The organism is Actinophytocola sp. NPDC049390, from assembly GCF_044466355.1.
Classification (GTDB): Bacteria; Actinomycetota; Actinomycetes; order Mycobacteriales; family Pseudonocardiaceae; genus Actinophytocola.
The window spans coordinates 184,053-200,739 of the sequence record NZ_JBITMQ010000019.1 but is presented as its reverse complement, the minus strand read 5'-3'; the positions used below and the strand labels follow the sequence as shown (position 1 = coordinate 200,739).

Genomic DNA, 16,687 nt, shown 5'->3' with positions numbered 1-16,687 from the left:
CGCCCCCCCAGACCCGCCGAGGCGCGGACCCACGATTGGTGTGTTGTCGGTGCCGCCCACACCCACCTGCACGAAACCGACAACTCGGTGTGTTGACGCGCGCGACTCGCGGTGTTCTGGGGCGCGACTCGCGGGGTTAGCGGCCTTGGTTGGCTACTGCTGCCGCGGCGGCTTCTGCTGCTGTGGGGTCCAGGTAGGTGCCGCCCGGGGTGGTCGGCTCCAGGTTCTCCGTCAGGTCGTAGCGCAGCGGGATGCCGGTGGGGATGTTCAGGCCCGCGATGGCCTCGTCGCTGATGCGGTCCAGGTACTTGACCAGGGCGCGCAGCGAGTTGCCGTGGGCGGCCAGCAGGACGGTCTTGCCCTCGCGCAGGTCCGGGACGATCTCCGTCTCCCAGTACGGGAGCATGCGGGCGACCACGTCCTTCAGGCACTCCGCCAGCGGGGCGTCGATGCCGGCGTACCGGACGTCGGCGTCCTGGGAGAACTCCGAGCCCTTCTCGATCGGCGGCGGCGGGGTGTCGTAGGAGCGGCGCCAGAGCATGAACTGCTCCTCGCCGAACTCCTGCAGCGTCTGCTTCTTGTTCTTGCCCTGCAGCGCGCCGTAGTGGCGCTCGTTCAGGCGCCAGTCGCGCTTCACCGGGATCCAGTGGCGGTCAGCCACGTCCAGCGCGATGTTCGCCGTCGAGATGGCCCTGCGCAGCACCGACGTGTGCACCACGTCCGGCAGCAGGCCCGCGTCGCGCATCAGTTCGCCGCCGCGCCGCGCCTCGGCCGTGCCCTTCTCCGACAGCGCCACGTCCACCCAGCCGGTGAACAGGTTCTCGGCGTTCCAGAGGCTCTCGCCGTGGCGAAGCAGGATCAGCGTGCCCACCGAGGATTCGTGCATCGATCCAGACATGTCGAGCAGCCTGCCAGACGGAACCGGGGGTCTGGGTGTCGCACTCCCGAAGAAATTGGAACCACACCGTTCGGGCCACCCATTCGGGCCAACCTGAGTGCTCCAATCAACGCTGCGTCGAGCTTTGTCGTAAGGGTCGTGGCCGAATTGTTACCTACGGAACGCGATTACCCCATAGCGGCACGGTTAGTGGCCTTGTGTAACCGCCCGACTTCTGACAGGTTGACACCGCCCTTGCGGATCAGCTCCCACGCACTCCCTGATCCGAGAGGGCAGCAGTACGGCTCGTCTCCCCTGCCGAGCCGTACCCCGCCCGGATTCCCATGGGTGCCCCCCGCTCAGGGCTCCGACGCGGCGGGACCTAACGCGCGGCGGCTCGGGATCGCGACTCCCCCCTCGCCCGAGCCGCCGCGCGAACCTGCATACAAAATCAAACTTCGGGCGTCGACGGCGTCAGCATGTGCTCGAACGCCTTCAGGTTCGCGAGCGACTCGCCCCGCGACACCCGCCACTCGTACTCCCGCTGGATCGACGACGCGAAGCCGATCTCCAGCAGGGTGTTGAAGTCCCCGTCCGCCGCCTCGAGCACCTGGCCGAGCAGCCGGTCCAGCTCGTCGGGCGTCACCGACTCGTGCGCGACCCGCCCCACGAGGTAGATGTCACCGAGCTGGTCGATCGTGTACGCCACCCCGTAGAGCTTCGCGTTGCGCCGCAGCATGAACCGGTACACGTCCTCGTGCGCCTCGTCCGGCCGCCTGCACACGAACGCCTCGATCACCAGCGCGTGCGGGTTCACCCGCAGCCACACGTTGGTCTGCAGCTTCTTCGTGCCGGGCAGCGTGACGAAGTACCGGCCCGGCGCGGGGCTCGTGTACTTCAGCTCCCGCTCCGCGAGAGCCGACTCGATGACCTCATGAAGGTCACTCACACCGCCACCTCCGTCTCGAACAGCGCACGCCGGAACGCGTTCGCGGCGTCGGCGTACCCGGACACCAGCGCGTCAGTCGTACGGTCCCACGAGAACCGGGCGGCGTGCTCGACGGCACCGGCCCCCATCGACGCACGCACGTCCGGGCGCAACGCCACGTGCGACAGCGCGGACGCCCAGGTCGCCGGGTGGTGCCCAGTGACGAGCAGCCCCGACCGCCGGTTCGCCACCGCCACCGGCAACCCGCCGACCGCCGCCGCGACCACCGGCGTACCGCACGCCTGCGCCTCCAGCGCGACCAGCCCGAACGACTCGTTGTGGCTCGGCACGGCCACCACGTCCGCGGCCCGGTACACGTCCCGCAGCGCGGCGCCCCCGCGCGGCGGGAGGAACCGGACGACGTCGGCGATGCCGAGGGTCGCGGCCAGCTCCTGCAGCGCGGTCGGCGCCTCCAGCCCGGTGCCCGACGGGCCGCCGACGACCAGGACGACCAGGCGTTCCCGCGCCACCACACCCCGTGCCAGCAGCTCGGCGGCCGCACGGAGCAGCACGTCGGGCGCCTTCAACGGCTGGATGCGGCCGACGAACGCGAACACGGTCGCGTCCGGTGCGATGCGCAGCGCCGCACGGGCCGCCGCACGGTCGCCGGGACGGAACAGGTCCAGGTCGACGCCCGGCGCCACCGTGTGGACCTTGTCCGGTGCGGCGTCGTACAGGTCGGTGAGCTGCGCGGCCTCGACGTCGGTGTTCGCGATCAGCTGGTCGGCCTCGTCCACGACCTGCTGCTCGCCGATCTCCCGGCCGCGTGGCTCGGGGGTGTCACCGTCGGCGAGCGCGGCGTTCTTGACCTTCGCGAGAGTGTGCGCGGAGTGCACCAGCGGCACGCCCCAGCGGTCCCGCACGAGGTAGCCGACCTGGCCGGACAGCCAGTAGTGCGAGTGCACGAGGTCGTAGTGACCCGGTTCGTGCCGGGCCTCCGCCCGCAGCACGCCCGCGGTGAACGCGCACAGCTGCGCGGGCAGCTCGTCCTTGCCGAGGCCCTCGTACGGGCCTGCGGTGACGTGCCGGACCAGCACGCCGGGCGCCAGTTCCGCGACCGGCGGCAGGTCGGACGACGTGGACCGCGTGAACACCTCGACCGCGATGCCGCGGCGCGCCATGCGGGTGGCGGTCTGCGTGATGTAGACGTTCATGCCGCCCGCGTCGCCGGTGCCCGGCTGCTCCAGCGGCGAGGTGTGCAGCGACAGCACGGCCACCCGGCGCGGCAGCCGCCGCATGCGCAGTACCGAACCCACGTCTCCGACCGTCACATCCACTCCCGACTAGTGGTTGGCGACCGGCCCCGCGAACTCGAGCAGGGCCGCGTTGAACTCCGCACTGCGTTCCACGAACGGCATGTGTCCCACTTCTTCGAACCAACGCACGACAGCGGTGGAAATCTTCCCCGCCGCGTACTCCGCGCTCGACGGGGCGACGACCGTGTCGGCCGTGCCGTGCGTGATCAGCACGGGCACGTCGATCGCCGCGAGCACGTCCGCGCTGCCCAGATCCCTTGTGAACAGCGCTTTCCTGACGTTCGGCGGTACGCGGAGCATGGTGCCGACGTACCGCTGGAGGTCGGGCCCCGGCAGCGGCCGCGCCGTCATCCGCCGGGCGAACGTGGTGAGCGCGGGGACGGCCTCGTCCGGGTCCTCGGACATCATCGGGCGCATGACGCCGTCCCACGCCGGGCCGACGGCACCGCCGGGGCGGCCTCGTCCCAGCTCGGTCACCGCGCCGACGTACACGACGCCTTCGACCCCGTCCGTACCGCGTTCCCGCAGGTAGTCGGTGACGACGAGGCCGCCGTACGACCAGCCGACGAGCACCGCCGGACGACCGAGATGGGCCAGGACGGCCGCGAGGTCGCCCGCCCACACGGCCGGGTCGTCGTAGTCGTCGGCGGGCACGCCGGAGGCGCCGTGGCCACGCAGGTCGACGGCGACGAGCCGGTGCGCGCTGAGAGAAGGATCACTCAACTGCCCGGCCCACGACTCGCTGGACGCCGCCCAGCCGTGCACGAACACGATCGGCGGCCCCTGCGGATCACCAGCGGTGCGGAAGGCGACGCGGACGCCACCTTCCCCAGTGATGCTCGCCATCAACTCAGGGCCGACATCGACTGCCACTGCTCCCACGGGATCAGCCAGTCGAACACGTCGGACGTGGTCGGGAAGTCGGCCTTGGAGCCGGTGATCTCCACGGGGTCGCCGATCATCGCGCTGTCGAAGTACGCCTTGGCGTCGGGCTCGAACAGGTTGATGCAGCCGTGCGAGGTGTTCGCCTTGCCGATGTTGGCGCGGTTCTCCTCGTTCTCGTGGATGAACTCGCCGTGGTTGGAGATGCGGACGGCCCACTTCTTCTTGACGTTCGTGTACCCGTAGCGCGGGTTGGAGAAGTCGCCGACCGGCTCCTTCGCCATGACGATCACCGTGCCGTTGGGCGTGTTCAGGTTCGGGTCGGCGTCCTTGCCGTTGCTGGACGGGTAGCTCGCGACGAGCGCGCCGTCGCGGTAGACGTCCATCTTGTGTTCCGGAGTGTTGACCTTCACGACCTGGTTGCGCCCGATGCTGAACTCCGTCGACAGGTCGGCCTTGCCGTACGCGCCGCCGCCGTAGGCCACGCCGTACAGCTTCGCGTTCACCGTGACCTGCGTGTTCGCGGGCCAGTACTCCTTGGGCCGCCAGTCGACCTGGCGGTCGCTGATCCACGCCCACGAACCCTCGACGGGCTGTGAGGTCTCCACGGTCAGCGCCTTCTCGACGGCCGCCTTGTCCTCGGGGCCGCCCTCGGGGAACTTGATGCTGACCGGCATGCCGACGCCGACGGTCGCGTCGTCGCCCGGGTTGATCGTGGCGCGCGGCGTCGTGGCGGGCGCGAGGGTGTTGAAGGCGCCGGTCTTCTCGGTCACCTCGCCGTCGGCGTTCTCCGCCTTGACCGTGTACGTGTAGGCCTTCGCGTAGCCGAGGACCTCGGCACTGGTCCAGCTCTTCTTGTCGGCCGCGATCTCCCCGGCGACCTCCTTGCCAGCCGGGTTGGTGACGGTGGCCTCGACCAGCTCGCCGCCGGTCACGGTGACCTTCACGGGCTCGACCGGCGAGACGTCCTTCGCGCCGATCTCCGGTGCGAACACGAGCTTGGCGGCGGGTTCCTTCTTCTCGAGCGGTTCACCACCGCCGGTGCCGCTCGCCCCGCCGTCACCCTCCGACGTACACGATGCGAGCAGCGCGATCGCGGCGACCAGAGTCGCGACCATACCGAGAAACCGCCGTCCGGATCTCACGTTCAAACCTCCGCCTGGCTCTAATCCCTCTTCGTCTATTGACGCCCCAGCCCCGTCCAGGTGCGCGACATGAGAGTGTGACAGTCATCACCCCGAACCCTCTCACCAACCGGGTTACCCGCGTGGGCAGGATCGTCAACGTGAACAACCTCGGCACTGCGATTGTTACCGGAGCCAGTTCGGGCATCGGCGCCGCCACCGCCCGCCACCTCGCCGACGCCGGTTTTCGGGTGGTCGTGGGCGCTCGGCGCCTGGATCGGCTGACGGTACTGGCCGATTCCATCGGCGGTGTGGCGCTGCCGCTCGATGTGACGGATCCCTCGTCGGTTTCCTCCTTCGTGGCCGAGGCCGGGCCGTGCCGGGTGCTGGTGAACAACGCGGGCGGCGCCCGCGGCATCGCCCCGATCGCGGATGCGGACGAGGACCACTGGCGGTGGATGTGGGAGACGAACGTGCTCGGCACACTGCGCCTCACCAAGGCGCTGCTGCCGTCGCTCGTCTCCTCGGGCGACGGGCACGTGGTGACGATCACGTCGGTCGCGGCGACCGAGGTGTACGACGGCGGGGCGGGCTACACCTCGGCCAAGCACGCGCAGTCGGCCCTGCACCGGACGTTGCGCGGGGAACTGCTCGGCGAGCCGGTGCGGTTCACCGAGGTCCTGCCGGGGATGGTGGAGACGGAGTTCTCACTGGTCCGCTTCGACGGTGACAACGAGCGGGCATCGACGGTGTACGAGGGCATCGAGCCGCTGACCGCCGACGACGTGGCGGAGGTGGTCACGTTCGCGGTGACCCGGCCCGCGCACGTGAACCTGGACCAGATCGTCATGAAGCCGCGCGCGCAGGCGTCGGCGACACGCGCGTTCCGGAACTAGTGGGGTGTCCACCAACGTTCGCCGGGTTTCTCGGCGGCCCAGCTTCCCGCTGGCGGCGTTGCCGATCCACCCAAGTACACCCAGTACGAGGGAGGATCGGCGCCTTGCCAGCGGAAACCTGGATCCACCGATAAACCCATCAACATTGGTGGACACCCCACTAGAGGACGCAGCCCACCAGCACCGGTTCCGGGTGGAGGTCCACGCCGAACTTCGCCGACACGCCGTCGCGGATTTCCCTTGCCAGCGCTACGACATCGGCCGCCTTCGCGGTGCCGCGGTTGGTCAGGGCCAGTGTGTGCTTTGTGGACAGTGAGACCGGACGGCCGTCGCCCGGGTAGCCCTTCGCGAAGCCCGCGCGTTCGATCAGCCACGCCGCCGACAGCTTCGACGTGCCGACGCCCGCCGGGTACTGCGGGACCGGGGTGTCCGTGCCGACCACCGACGCGATGCGGGCCAGCACGCCCGGCAGTTCGCCGTCCGCCACGACCGGGTTCGTGAAGAACGAGCCCACGCTCCACGTGTCGTGGTCGGCCTCGTCGAGGACCATGCCCTTGCCGCGCCGCAACTCCAGCACCGCCTCGCGCGCGTCCGCCGCCGGGACCTGGCGGCCCTGCCGCACACCGAGGACGCGGGCGAGCTCCGTGTACCGGATCGGGGCGGACAGGCCGCCGTCCGCCAGCTCGAAGCGGACCCGGAGGACCACGGCGCGTTCGGTGTTCTTCAGCATGCTGGTCCGGTAGCCGAGACCGAGCTCCGCGGCGGTCAGGGTCCGGACCTCGCCCGACGCGCGGTCGAGCAGGTCCACCGACATGAGCAGCTGCGCGATCTCGACGCCGTACGCGCCCACGTTCTGCACCGGCGTCGCGCCGACGGAGCCGGGGATGCCGGACAGGCATTCGAGGCCGCCCAGTCCCGCCTCGACGGTCCGGCACACGACCGCGTCCCAGTCCTCGCCGGCCTCGACGGTCAGGGCCACGCGGCCGTCGCCGAGGGAGTCGATCTTGCTGCCGCGGTTGGCGACGCGGACGACCGTCCCGGCGAAACCGTCGTCGGAGATCACCAGGTTCGAGCCGCCGCCCAGGACCAGCAGGCGGTCCTCCGCGTCCCGGACGGCGGCGACCACCTCCTCCGCCGACTCGGCCGACACGAACCGGGTTGCGGGGCCGCCGACGCGCAGTGTCGTGTAGCCGGACAGCGGCACGGCGGCGAGGGGGAGGCTCGTCATGGGCTCCAACGGTAACCTCCCGTTCATGCCCAGCCGTTTCGAGCACCGCGCCACGTTCGCCGCGACCGCCGACGACGTCCTCTCCACCCTGGTGGATGAGGCCTTCCTCACCGCGCGCCTGCGGGACATCGGTGGCAAGTCGGCCGCGTTGCTCGACCACCAGCGCTCCGGAGACTCCGCCGCGTTCCGCCTCCGGCAGGGCGTCGACGCGAACAGACTGCCGAGCGCGGTCCGGTCCATCCTCAACGGTGACCTCGTCGTTGAGCGGGAGGAGCGCTGGCGCGGGTTCGAGTCGGCGGGCAAGGCGACGATCAGCGGCGTGCCGGCCCACATCTCGTCGCGCGGGCAGCTCACCGCGCGCGGCACCGGCAGTGAGCTGTGGATCAAGGCCGAGGTGAAGGTCGGTATCCCGCTGGTCGGCGGGAAGATCGAGAAGGTGGTCGCGGAGCAGGTCACGAAGCTGCTGGCGGCCGAGGCGGAGTACGCCGAGAAGTGGCTCGCCGAGCGCAGCTGAGGCCACTCGGCAACGCCACTCGTGGCACGACCAACCCCAACCGGCTGCGGCGGTCCGACCGCTGGGTGACCGGCACGCCGTGGGTCCGGAACGCCATCGACACCCCTGACCCGCTGGTCGTCGACCTCGGCTACGGCGCGACTCCGGTGACGTCCGTCGAGCTGGCGCGCAGGCTCGCGACCGTGCGCGCGGACGTGCGGGTGCTCGGGCTGGAGATCGACCCGGCACGGGTCGATGCCGCCGCCTTCGCCGCCGACCCGCCTCGGCTGGAGTTCCGGCGCGGCGGCTTCGAGCTGGCGGGCACGCGGCCGGTGCTGGTGCGCGCGTTCAACGTGCTGCGCCAGTACGAGGAGGCGGAGGTCGCCGGCGCCTGGGCCGTCATGCGGGAGCGGCTCGCGCCCGGCGGGTTGATCGTCGAGGGCACGTGTGACGAGCTGGGTCGGCGCTGCTGCTGGGTCACGCTCGACGCGTCGGGCCCCCGCACCCTCACGCTCGCCTGCCTGCCCTGCGACCTGGAGCAGCCCTCGGACCTGGCCGAACGGCTGCCAAAGGCGCTGATCCACCGCAACGTGCCCGGTGAACGGGTGCACGCGTTGTTCACCGCGCTCGACCGCTGCTGGGCCCGCGCCGCCCCGTACGCGAACTTCGGCCCGCGGGCCCGGTGGACCGAGGCGGTGGCGCTGCTGGCGGCGGACTGGCCGGTGCTGGACCGGCGCCGCCGCTGGCGCCTGGGTGAGGTGACGCTGGACTGGGCGGCGGTCACACCCAGCTAGGCAGCGGCTCCACCGACTGCCGCCATGGCAGCGGGATGCCGTCCAGGCCCACGCGCGACGCGAGCACGCCGCCGACGATCGCGCACAGGGTGTCGACGTCCTCGGCCAGCGCGGCGACCTCCCACACGGCCTCCTCGTAGTCGTTCGGGTGCCGGGCGACCACCCACAACGCGAGCGGCACCGTGTCCGGCGCGCTGACCCGGCCGCCCGCGCCCAGCTCGGCCGCGGCGTCCTCCGGGGTGGCGTCGAGCACGGCCGCCTTCTCGATCCCGGCGCGTACCTCGCCGGGCGGTGTGTGGCGCAGGACCTCCGCGAACATGTGCTCCGCCGGCACCGCGGCGGCGACCGCGACCGCCACGGCACCCGCGACGCCTTCGGGGTGCGTGTGCGTGACCGCCGCGGAGACCGCCGCCTCCGCCGCCGCGCGTGCCGGATCACCCGCGTACCACGCGCCCAGCGGCGCGACCCGCATCGCGGCGCCGTTGCCCCACGAGCCAGTGCCGCCGAACGTGCGGGTCGCGAGCTCGCGGAGGTTCGCGCCGCGGGCGACGTCACGCATCATCACGTCGATGCCCGTGCCGTAGCCGCGGTCGACGTCGTAGTGGGCGGCGAAGCTCGCGGCGAGCGCGTCCGGGTCGACGTGCCCGTGGGTGCGGAGGACGTGGAGGACCGAGCACGCCATCTCGGTGTCGTCCGTCCACCGCCACGGGGCGGGCGGCAGTCGCCGGTGGATCGCGTTGTCCCGCAGGTAGAGGCCCTCGCCGAGCGCGTCGCCGACGGCGGTGCCCACCAGGCTGGCGTAAGCGTGTTCATGCACGGCGTGCTTGGTACCACATCGGGTTTGACTTTGACGTTACGTCAACTTCTATCGTTCTTCCCATGACGTGGTCGATCGCGCAGGTCGCGAAGATGTCGAAGGTGACGTCCCGGACGCTGCGGCACTACGACGAGATCGGGTTGCTGCCGCCGGCGTGGGTCGGCGGCAACGGCTACCGCTACTACGAGCAGGAACAGCTGCTGCGGCTGCAGCAGATCCTCGTGATGCGGGAGCTGGGCGTCGGGCTGGAGGCGATCAAGGAGATCGTCCAGCAGGGCCGTGACCAGGTCGAGGTGCTGAAGATGCACCGGCGTTGGCTGCTGACCGAACGGGACCGCTTCGCGCGGCTCGCGCGGACCGTGTCACGCACGATCGACGAACTGGAAGGAGGTGAGAACATGACGAACATGGACCACTGGTTCGAGGGGTTCGACTCCGCGAAGCAGGAGGAGTTGCAGCAGGAGGCGCGTGAGCGCTGGGGCGCCGAGCAGGTGGACGCGGCGAACGCGCACGTCAAGGGCAAGTCCAAGGAGTGGTGGCAGTCCGAGGGCAAGAAGTGGGCCGAGCAGTTGAACGCGCTGGTCGCGCTGATCGACGCCGGGCACGAGCCGGGTGACGCCGAGGTGCTCGACGTGGTCGACGGCCACTACCGCTGGCTGGCATCCGGCTACTGGACGCCGAACCGCGAGTCCTACACCGGTCTCGGCGACCTGTACGCCGACGACCCGAGGTTCCGCGCGAACTTCGACAGGACGGACCCGCGTCTGGCCGAGTTCATGCGCGAGGCCATGGCCGCCTACGCGCAGGCTCGCCTGTAGATCACGCCCCGTGCCGGGTGTCCTCAACGGACGGCAGGTCGCCGAGAGGGCCGGTCTGCCCGAGCTGGGCTTGCGCCCAGCTCGGTGACAACGCGGCTCGGTGACAAACGCGGCCGGTGGCAAACCCCACCCGATCCCGGGGGCCACCCGCCTTGCCAGTCTACCAGTGGGGGCCGACAGTCCGGGGGTTCGCAGGGCGGGCTGTGGATAACCGGTGCGGTTGTGGACAAGTGGGCGGGGAGCTGCAGATCCCCGGTCACTCGGTCCGGTCGTACGTCAGGAACAGGGCGCCGGTGTCGAGCACGTGGTGGTTCGTGAGCCGCCACAGACGCAGGTCGAAACCGGTCCTGCTGAACGGGATCCCGGCGCCGAGGGTGAGCGGGCCGAGTTTGACGATCAGCCGGTCGACCTCCCCGTAGAGAGCGCCCGCGAGGGTGGCGCCGCCGATCAGCCAGATGTCCTTGCCCGGCTCGGCTTTCAGCTCGCGGACCTTGGCGACGGGGTCGGTGGCGACGACCTCGACGTGCTCGTTCTCGCCGAGGGTGCGGGAGAACACGATGTGTCGCAGGTGCGGGAACGCATCCGCCACACCCGCCTTGACGCCGATCTCGTAGCTGTTGCGGCCCTCGACGACCGTGTCGAACGTGGCGCCCGTCGCGGTGACGCCCAGTGCCGCCCGCGCGGGACCGGGCAGCGTCTCCGGGTACTCGCGGACGAGGTGGTCGAGGTAGTCCTGCGGGATGGGCCAGAAGCCGGACGGGTCGGCGCCGTCCGGGCCCGCCACGAAGCCGTCGATGGTGGTCGCGACGAAATACACGAGTTTGCGCACAACGGGACACGCTACCGACGGCTAAGGTCTGGCTCGTGGAGTTCGCCGAATACCTCACGGAAACCCGCAAGCAGGCGGCGGCGTTGCGGGCCGCGGCGGTGGCCGCCGGGCCGGGCGCACAGGTGCCGACGTGTCCAGGGTGGACGGTGCATCGGCTGGTGCGGCACGTCGCGCGCGTGCAGGCCCAGGTCGTGCTGTCCCTCGACGCCGATCCGGACGGCGAGGCGCCGAGGACCGAGCGGCCGCCCGAGGACTGGGACGAGCTGCTCGCCTTCTGGGACGCCACGCTCACCACCATGCTCGACGAGCTGGCGCGGCGTGGGCCCGGCCAGCCCGCGTGGGCCTTCGCGCACTTCCACGGCACCAGCTTCTGGGCCCGGCGGCAGGCACACGAGACGGCGATCCACCGGCTCGACGCCGAGCACGCCGCGCACGGCGACGACGTGCCGCACCTGGTGTTCGAGCCCGAGTTCGCCGCGGACGGGGTCGACGAGGCGCTCCACGTCATGGTCGCCCGCTTCCCCGCCGAGGTCGCGGGCACCGTCCTCGTGCACGCCGCCGACGCGGGCCACGCCTGGCAGGTCACCCTGACCGAGGGTGGGAAACCCGAGATCGGCAAGGCCACCGAACTGGACACGGACGCCTCGCTGGTGGGCACCGCGGACGCGGTCTACCGTGCCCTGTGGAAACGGCCGAGCACGGCCGTGGTCAACGGGGACCCCGCTCTCGTCGCCGCACTGCGCACTCCCTGAGAGGACGGCCATGGCCCGCCGTTACGTGATCACCTTCGGCTGCCCGGACCAGATCGGCATCGTGGCGACGATCGCGTCGTTCCTCGCCGACGCGGGCGGGACGATCGTCGAGGCCGCCTACCACACCGACCCGGACACCGGCTGGTTCTTCACCCGCCAGGAGGTCGCCGCCGACTCGTTGCCGTTCGACGCGGCCGAGCTGCGCAGCCGGTTCGGCGCGACCGTGGCATCGCTTGGCGGGGAGTGGCAGATCCTCGACACCGGCGAGCGGCGCCGCGTGGTGATCCTCGTGTCGAAGGAAGGGCACTGCCTGTACGACATCCTGGGCCGGGTCGCGGCCGGGGAGCTGGACGTGGACGTCTCTGCGGTGATCGGCAACCACGCCGACCTGGCCACGATCACCGAGGCGCACGGCATCCCGTTCCACCACGTGCCGTTTCCCCGTGAGGACAAGGAGACCGCGTTCGCGAAGGTGGCGGAACTGGTCGACGCCGCGGACCCGCACGCGATCGTGCTCGCGCGGTTCATGCAGATCCTGCCCGCCGACCTGTGCGCGGCGTGGGCGGGACGGGCGCTGAACATCCACCACAGCTTCCTGCCGTCGTTCGTCGGCGCGCGGCCCTACCACCAGGCGCACCGGCGTGGCGTGAAGCTGATCGGCGCGACCTGCCACTACGTCACCGCCGAACTGGACGCCGGGCCGATCGTCGAGCAGGACGTGATCCGCGTCGACCACGGTGACTCGGTGCCGGACATGGTGCGCAAGGGCCGCGACATCGAGAAGGTCGTCCTGTCGCGCGGGCTGCGCTGGCACCTCGAGAACCGGATCCTGGTGCACGGCAACAAAACCGTGGTGCTGTAGTGCTGCCCGTCATCGACCTGTCCGAACGGGACGTACCGGCGCGGATCGAGGCGGCGTGCCGCGAGACGGGCTTCTTCTACGTCTCCGGGCACGGGGTGCCCGGAGACCTCCGCGAGGCGCTCGACGCGGCGGCACGGGAGTTCTTCGCCTTGCCGGAGAACGAGAAGGACGAGATCGCGATGGCCCGCGGCGGCAAGGCGTGGCGCGGCTGGTTCCCGGTCGGCGCGGAGCTCACGTCCGGCGAGGAGGACCGCAAGGAGGGTCTGTACTTCGGCGCGGAAGTGCCCGCCGGGCATCCGCTTCCGTTGCACGGCCCCAACCTCTTCCCGCGCCAGGTGCCGGAGCTGCGCTCGCTCGTGCTGACCTATCTGGACGAGATGACACGCGTGGCACAGGACGTGCTGCGGGGTGTGGCGGCGAGCCTGGGCCTCGCGCCCGACTACTTCTCCGCCGGGTACACCGCGAACCCGACCGTGCTGTTCCGGATCTTCCACTACCCGCCCGCGCCCGCCGACGACCCGGGCTGGGGCGTCGGCGAGCACACCGACTACGGGCTGCTCACGTTGCTGCTGCAGGACGACAACGGCGGCCTCCAGGTGCACACGCCGGACGGGTGGGTCGACGCGCCGCCACTGCCGGACACGTTCGTGTGCAACATCGGCGACATGCTCGAACGGCTCACCGGCGGCTGGTACCGGTCGACGCCGCACCGGGTGCGGAACACGTCCGGAAGGGACCGGCTGTCGTTCCCCTTCTTCTTCGACCCGGACTTCGGCGCCGAGGTGCCGCCGCTGCCCGACCGCGCGGCCGTCGGGCAGGACGGGCGACGCCGGTGGGACGGTCAGTCACCGCTCGCGTTCGAGGGCACCTACGGCGACTACCTGACAGCGAAGGTCGCGAAAGTCTTCCCGCAACTGCGTGGCGAGCTGACGCAACCTTTCTGATCTGTGCGGCGTCTTACTTCTTGGGGCCTCAAGCCAATCAACGAGGGCGGGAAGTTCGCGTGCGGCGGGCTTCCCGCCCGCCCACATCAGCGACCCTTTCAGCGACTCAGCCCGAGCGTGCTCTGTCGCGGCAACAGACCGGTGTGGACGACCGCCATGGTGACCGGCATGACGAGTTGCGCGAACCGTCCCAACTGTTCCGCGCCCAGCGCCCGGTAGGCGGGGGCGGCCAGTTCGTCGGTCATGCGCTCGACCTCGTCGCGGCCCGCGTGGCCCGCGTCGGTGGCGGAGCCGTCCTCGTCGAGCCAGCCCCGCTCGACGAGCCTGCGCGCGGCGGCGTCCCAGTCCTCGTCGGACCAGCCGCGACTGGCGAACACCGCCCGTGGCGCGGCACCGACGCCCGCGAACGAGACCAGCGACTCGACGGGGTCGAGCCCCGCGGTGAGCAGCGCGGCCACGTGCCCGTCGCCGCGAATCTCACGCAGGACGGTGGCCGCGTGCCACAGGGCCAGGTGCGGCTCGTCCGGCCACGGCAGGTCGGCGTTGGCGGCGCCGAGGGGACGGCCGACCGTGCTGACGCCGTCGACGAGGCGGCGGGCGAGGTCGACAGCCTCGCGCAGGTCGATGGCGGTGGTGAGCGTGCCGAGCGCCTCGTCGACGCCGTCGCGGCGGGCGGCGAGGACGTCGTCGGGCGTGGCGGTCCGCCAGGCGGCCGGAATGTGCTCGCGGACCATGGCGGGGTTGAAGCTGTAGAAGGTGGCGGCGACCAGTTCCGGCCCGACCGCGCCGAGCGGCGCCGAGCGGAGCGGGAAGTAGCTCGGCCACCGCGTTTCAGTGTCGAAGCCCAGCTTCGCGAAGCGGGCGAACACCTCCGGCGCGTAGTACACGAGCGCGTGCACCGGCTCCATGAGCCGCCACATCTGCCGGACCAATCCCAGGTCGACACTCATCGGATCCCCCTTCAGTCTTGTCACTGACAAGATAGCGACGAATCTTGGCGATGACAAGATTGAGGGACGTGATCGAGGGGCCCTTCGGTGCGTCAGCGGCCCAGGGACTCGATGACCTCGGCGTTCGGGAGTGTGGCCAGTGTCGGGCCCGGGATCAGGAGCTTGCTGCCGCGGATGCCGCTGCCGACGACCAGTTCCGGGGCGGCCGCGACCGCCGCGTCGATAAGCAGCGGCCATTCCGGGGGCAGTCCCAGCGGCGTGATGCCGCCGTACGCCATCCCGGTCAGCTCCACCGCGGTGTCCATCGGCGCGAAGGACGCCTTCCGGACGTCGAGGCGCTTGCGCACGGTCCCGTTCACGTCCGCGCGGGTCGTCGCCAGCACGAGGCACGCCGCGAACCGTTCCTCACCGGCGCGCTTGCCCGACACGACCACGCAGTTCGCGGACGCGGTCAGCGGTGAGCCGTACGCCTCGCAGAACGCGGCCGTGTCGGCGAGCTCCGGGTCGATCGCGGCGACGCCGACGTCGCCGGGGTCCGGTAGCGCGGCGAGGGCCTTCGCGACGGGGTCGGCCAGCAGTTCCGGGTGTTCGGCGGCGGGCTCGACGGTCAGCGAGCCCGCGATCGTCCACTTCACCAGCGGTTCCCGCGTTGCACCTCGATGAGCCGCGGTCGCACGTCCACGATGTACACGAGCACGGCCACGAGACCCGCGATCCAGAACATCAGGCCGATGCTCGCGGCGTCGAAGAGGATCAACGCCACGGTGCCGCCCGCGGTGATGCCCAGCCAGGCCGGTTTCGTCATTCTGTCGATCGCGGTGTAGGCGTCCGGACGCTGCATCAATGCGTGGATGAACGCGTAGACCCCGACGGGGACCGCGAGCCACTTGATGATCCAGAGGATCCACAACGCTTCTGCCGGCACCCACCCAGACTACGTGCGGACGCCGCGTCGTGACCAGCGGACCGGTGCGTGGACATGCCACGCCCCCGGCACCGAACCGGCACCGGGGGCGCTGACCTGCACAGAAGTTACTTGGCCGAGCCGTTGGTCTTGCGGGTGGTCGCGGTGGTGGTCCGCGTCGCCGGCTTCTTGGGGGCCGTGCGGTTGGCGGCCTTGCGGGTGGCGCTGCGCACGTCGTGCGCGACCTCGCCGCCCGCCTCCTCGACGGCCAGCGCGGCGTCCTCGGCGGCACGCTCGACCTTGTTCGCGGCCTTCTCGCCGACCGAGCGGGTGCGGCGGGTCACCTTCGCGAGGACCTCGTCGGCCAGCTCGCGGGCGTCACCGGCCACGTCGCCGACGCGCTCCTGCAGCGTGGCGATGGCCTCCTCCAGCTGGTCGATGGCCTTGCCGACGCGCGGGTCGGCCTTCAGCTTCGTCAGCGCGTCCTCGCCCTGGTCGGCCAGCTTCTGGTACAGCTTCTGCGCTGCCTCGGTGTACTCGTCGACGAGCTTGCGCAGCTCGGCCGGGTCGACCCGCTCGCGAAGACCGGTCAGGTCGCTCGGCACCGCGGCGGTGCCCTCGTTGACCTTGGTGCGAGCCTTGTTCACGGCGTCGATCACGGCGTGCGTGGCCAGGTCGCCCGCGCCGAGCGCGGCGAGCAGCGGCGTGCGGACGCTCTCGGCGGCCGTGTTCAGGACCGCGACGGCCTGCTCGCGGGCCTTGCGGACGTCTTCCGTGGTGGGCAGCAATGCGGCCATGTCTCTCACTCCTTGTTCTCAGGTTCAGACGCTGTGGTGGTGGCGTTCTCGCGGCGGAAGGACTCGTACACGTCGAGCAGCACCTGCTTCTGACGTTCGGTGAGCGTCGTGTCCGCGCGCACCGCGTCCACCACCGGTCCGCCCTGCGGCAGGTCGAGAATCCCGGCCTGTACGTAGAGCGCCTCCGCCGAGATCCGCAGACCCTTCGCGATCTGCTGCAGGATCTCCGCGCTGGGTTTGCGCAGGCCCCGCTCGATCTGGCTGAGGTAGGGGTTGGACACCCCGGCGAGCTTCGACAGCTGGCGCAGCGAGATCTTCGCGTTGCTGCGCTGCTGCTTGATGTACTCGCCGATGTCCCGTCCGAGGTCGGCGACCTTGTCGATGGGGTTCTCGTTCATCCGCCACCTCCTCGTGACACCACCGACGGTACGCTCGGGCGCTAGCAGTTGCAAGCACACTGCTTGCAGTCGTGACGC

The 16,687-nt window shown here is 70.8% G+C and carries 20 protein-coding genes; 7 read left to right on the top strand and 13 right to left on the bottom strand.

Going from position 1 to position 16,687, the window contains the following annotated elements; translation table 11 throughout:
• Positions 1-136: 136 nt before the first annotated feature.
• From ACIBVP_RS40075 to ACIBVP_RS40055, 5 genes are all read right to left on the bottom strand, one after another.
• Positions 137-898 carry a phosphoglyceromutase gene (locus ACIBVP_RS40075; protein ID WP_396111755.1) on the bottom strand — a complete coding sequence of 254 codons (762 nt, stop codon included), beginning with the start codon at positions 896-898 and terminating at the stop codon, positions 137-139.
• 430 nt (positions 899-1,328) lie between these two features.
• Complete coding sequence (locus ACIBVP_RS40070; RefSeq protein WP_396111754.1) at positions 1,329-1,826, bottom strand: YbjN domain-containing protein; 498 nt, start codon at positions 1,824-1,826, stop codon at positions 1,329-1,331.
• Positions 1,823-3,103, bottom strand: coding sequence for a D-inositol-3-phosphate glycosyltransferase (gene mshA, locus ACIBVP_RS40065; protein ID WP_396111770.1), 1,281 nt, complete (start codon positions 3,101-3,103; stop codon positions 1,823-1,825). Before mshA ends, ACIBVP_RS40070 begins: the two co-directional genes overlap by 4 nt.
• Positions 3,104-3,148: 45 nt before the next feature.
• Entirely contained in the window at positions 3,149-3,970 is an 822-nt protein-coding gene (locus tag ACIBVP_RS40060; RefSeq protein ID WP_396111769.1) for an alpha/beta fold hydrolase, read from the bottom strand.
• Positions 3,967-5,121, bottom strand: coding sequence for an Ig-like domain-containing protein (locus ACIBVP_RS40055; protein WP_396111753.1), 1,155 nt, complete (start codon positions 5,119-5,121; stop codon positions 3,967-3,969). The genes ACIBVP_RS40060 and ACIBVP_RS40055 overlap by 4 nt, the downstream gene beginning before the upstream one ends.
• Before the next feature lie 149 nt (positions 5,122-5,270).
• On the opposite strand from ACIBVP_RS40055, the gene ACIBVP_RS40050 reads away from it, so the two are divergent.
• Positions 5,271-6,023, top strand: coding sequence for an SDR family oxidoreductase (locus tag ACIBVP_RS40050; RefSeq protein ID WP_396111752.1), 753 nt, complete (start codon positions 5,271-5,273; stop codon positions 6,021-6,023).
• A 160-nt stretch (positions 6,024-6,183) separates the two neighbouring features.
• Here ACIBVP_RS40050 and ACIBVP_RS40045 read toward each other — a convergent pair whose 3' ends face one another.
• Entirely contained in the window at positions 6,184-7,251 is a 1,068-nt protein-coding gene (locus ACIBVP_RS40045) for a UDP-N-acetylmuramate dehydrogenase (protein WP_396111751.1), read from the bottom strand.
• Between the two features lie 25 nt (positions 7,252-7,276).
• Between ACIBVP_RS40045 and ACIBVP_RS40040 the strand changes: the two genes are divergently transcribed.
• Together ACIBVP_RS40040 and ACIBVP_RS40035 are read left to right on the top strand one after the other, a co-directional pair.
• Positions 7,277-7,765 carry a DUF2505 domain-containing protein gene (locus ACIBVP_RS40040; protein WP_396111750.1) on the top strand — a complete coding sequence of 163 codons (489 nt, stop codon included), beginning with the start codon at positions 7,277-7,279 and terminating at the stop codon, positions 7,763-7,765.
• On the top strand, positions 7,744-8,538 hold the full coding sequence (locus ACIBVP_RS40035) for a class I SAM-dependent methyltransferase (protein ID WP_396111749.1): 795 nt from the start codon (positions 7,744-7,746) through the stop codon (positions 8,536-8,538). Before ACIBVP_RS40040 ends, ACIBVP_RS40035 begins: the two co-directional genes overlap by 22 nt.
• On the opposite strand, the gene ACIBVP_RS40030 is transcribed toward ACIBVP_RS40035, so the two are convergent.
• Complete coding sequence (locus ACIBVP_RS40030) at positions 8,525-9,355, bottom strand: ADP-ribosylglycohydrolase family protein (protein ID WP_396111748.1); 831 nt, start codon at positions 9,353-9,355, stop codon at positions 8,525-8,527. The genes ACIBVP_RS40035 and ACIBVP_RS40030 overlap by 14 nt on opposite strands.
• 62 nt (positions 9,356-9,417) lie before the next feature.
• Here ACIBVP_RS40030 and ACIBVP_RS40025 point away from each other — a divergent pair, with 62 nt between their 5' ends.
• A complete protein-coding gene (locus ACIBVP_RS40025) occupies positions 9,418-10,173 on the top strand; it encodes a MerR family transcriptional regulator (protein WP_396111747.1) in 756 nt (251 codons plus the stop codon).
• A 256-nt stretch (positions 10,174-10,429) separates the two neighbouring features.
• Here the strand turns inward: ACIBVP_RS40025 and ACIBVP_RS40020 are convergent, their stop codons facing one another.
• Positions 10,430-11,002: a dihydrofolate reductase family protein gene (locus ACIBVP_RS40020; RefSeq protein WP_396111746.1), complete on the bottom strand. Its 573-nt coding sequence runs from the start codon at positions 11,000-11,002 to the stop codon at positions 10,430-10,432.
• A gap of 35 nt (positions 11,003-11,037) precedes the next feature.
• On the opposite strand from ACIBVP_RS40020, the gene ACIBVP_RS40015 reads away from it, so the two are divergent.
• The 3 genes from ACIBVP_RS40015 to ACIBVP_RS40005 are packed head-to-tail and all read left to right on the top strand — an operon-like array spanning position 11,038 to position 13,560.
• Positions 11,038-11,754 carry a maleylpyruvate isomerase N-terminal domain-containing protein gene (locus tag ACIBVP_RS40015; protein ID WP_396111745.1) on the top strand — a complete coding sequence of 239 codons (717 nt, stop codon included), beginning with the start codon at positions 11,038-11,040 and terminating at the stop codon, positions 11,752-11,754.
• A 10-nt stretch (positions 11,755-11,764) separates the two neighbouring features.
• On the top strand, positions 11,765-12,616 hold the full coding sequence (purU, locus tag ACIBVP_RS40010) for a formyltetrahydrofolate deformylase (RefSeq protein WP_396111744.1): 852 nt from the start codon (positions 11,765-11,767) through the stop codon (positions 12,614-12,616).
• The gene (locus tag ACIBVP_RS40005; RefSeq protein WP_396111743.1) at positions 12,616-13,560 is read left to right on the top strand and encodes an isopenicillin N synthase family dioxygenase; all 945 of its coding nucleotides are present in this window, start codon (positions 12,616-12,618) and stop codon (positions 13,558-13,560) included. Before purU ends, ACIBVP_RS40005 begins: the two co-directional genes overlap by 1 nt.
• Before the next feature lie 98 nt (positions 13,561-13,658).
• Here the strand turns inward: ACIBVP_RS40005 and ACIBVP_RS40000 are convergent, their stop codons facing one another.
• The 5 genes from ACIBVP_RS40000 to ACIBVP_RS39980 form a co-directional block, all read right to left on the bottom strand.
• Positions 13,659-14,510: a hypothetical protein gene (locus tag ACIBVP_RS40000; protein WP_396111742.1), complete on the bottom strand. Its 852-nt coding sequence runs from the start codon at positions 14,508-14,510 to the stop codon at positions 13,659-13,661.
• Between the two features lie 92 nt (positions 14,511-14,602).
• On the bottom strand, positions 14,603-15,148 hold the full coding sequence (locus ACIBVP_RS39995) for a YbaK/EbsC family protein (protein ID WP_396111768.1): 546 nt from the start codon (positions 15,146-15,148) through the stop codon (positions 14,603-14,605).
• Positions 15,142-15,435 carry a DUF2516 family protein gene (locus ACIBVP_RS39990; RefSeq protein WP_396111741.1) on the bottom strand — a complete coding sequence of 98 codons (294 nt, stop codon included), beginning with the start codon at positions 15,433-15,435 and terminating at the stop codon, positions 15,142-15,144. The genes ACIBVP_RS39995 and ACIBVP_RS39990 overlap by 7 nt, the downstream gene beginning before the upstream one ends.
• A 107-nt stretch (positions 15,436-15,542) precedes the next feature.
• Positions 15,543-16,211 (bottom strand): hypothetical protein, encoded by a 669-nt coding sequence (locus tag ACIBVP_RS39985; RefSeq protein ID WP_396111740.1) that lies wholly within the window; start codon positions 16,209-16,211, stop codon positions 15,543-15,545.
• Between the two features lie 5 nt (positions 16,212-16,216).
• Positions 16,217-16,609, bottom strand: coding sequence for a helix-turn-helix domain-containing protein (locus ACIBVP_RS39980; protein ID WP_396111738.1), 393 nt, complete (start codon positions 16,607-16,609; stop codon positions 16,217-16,219).
• Positions 16,610-16,687: the final 78 nt, after the last annotated feature.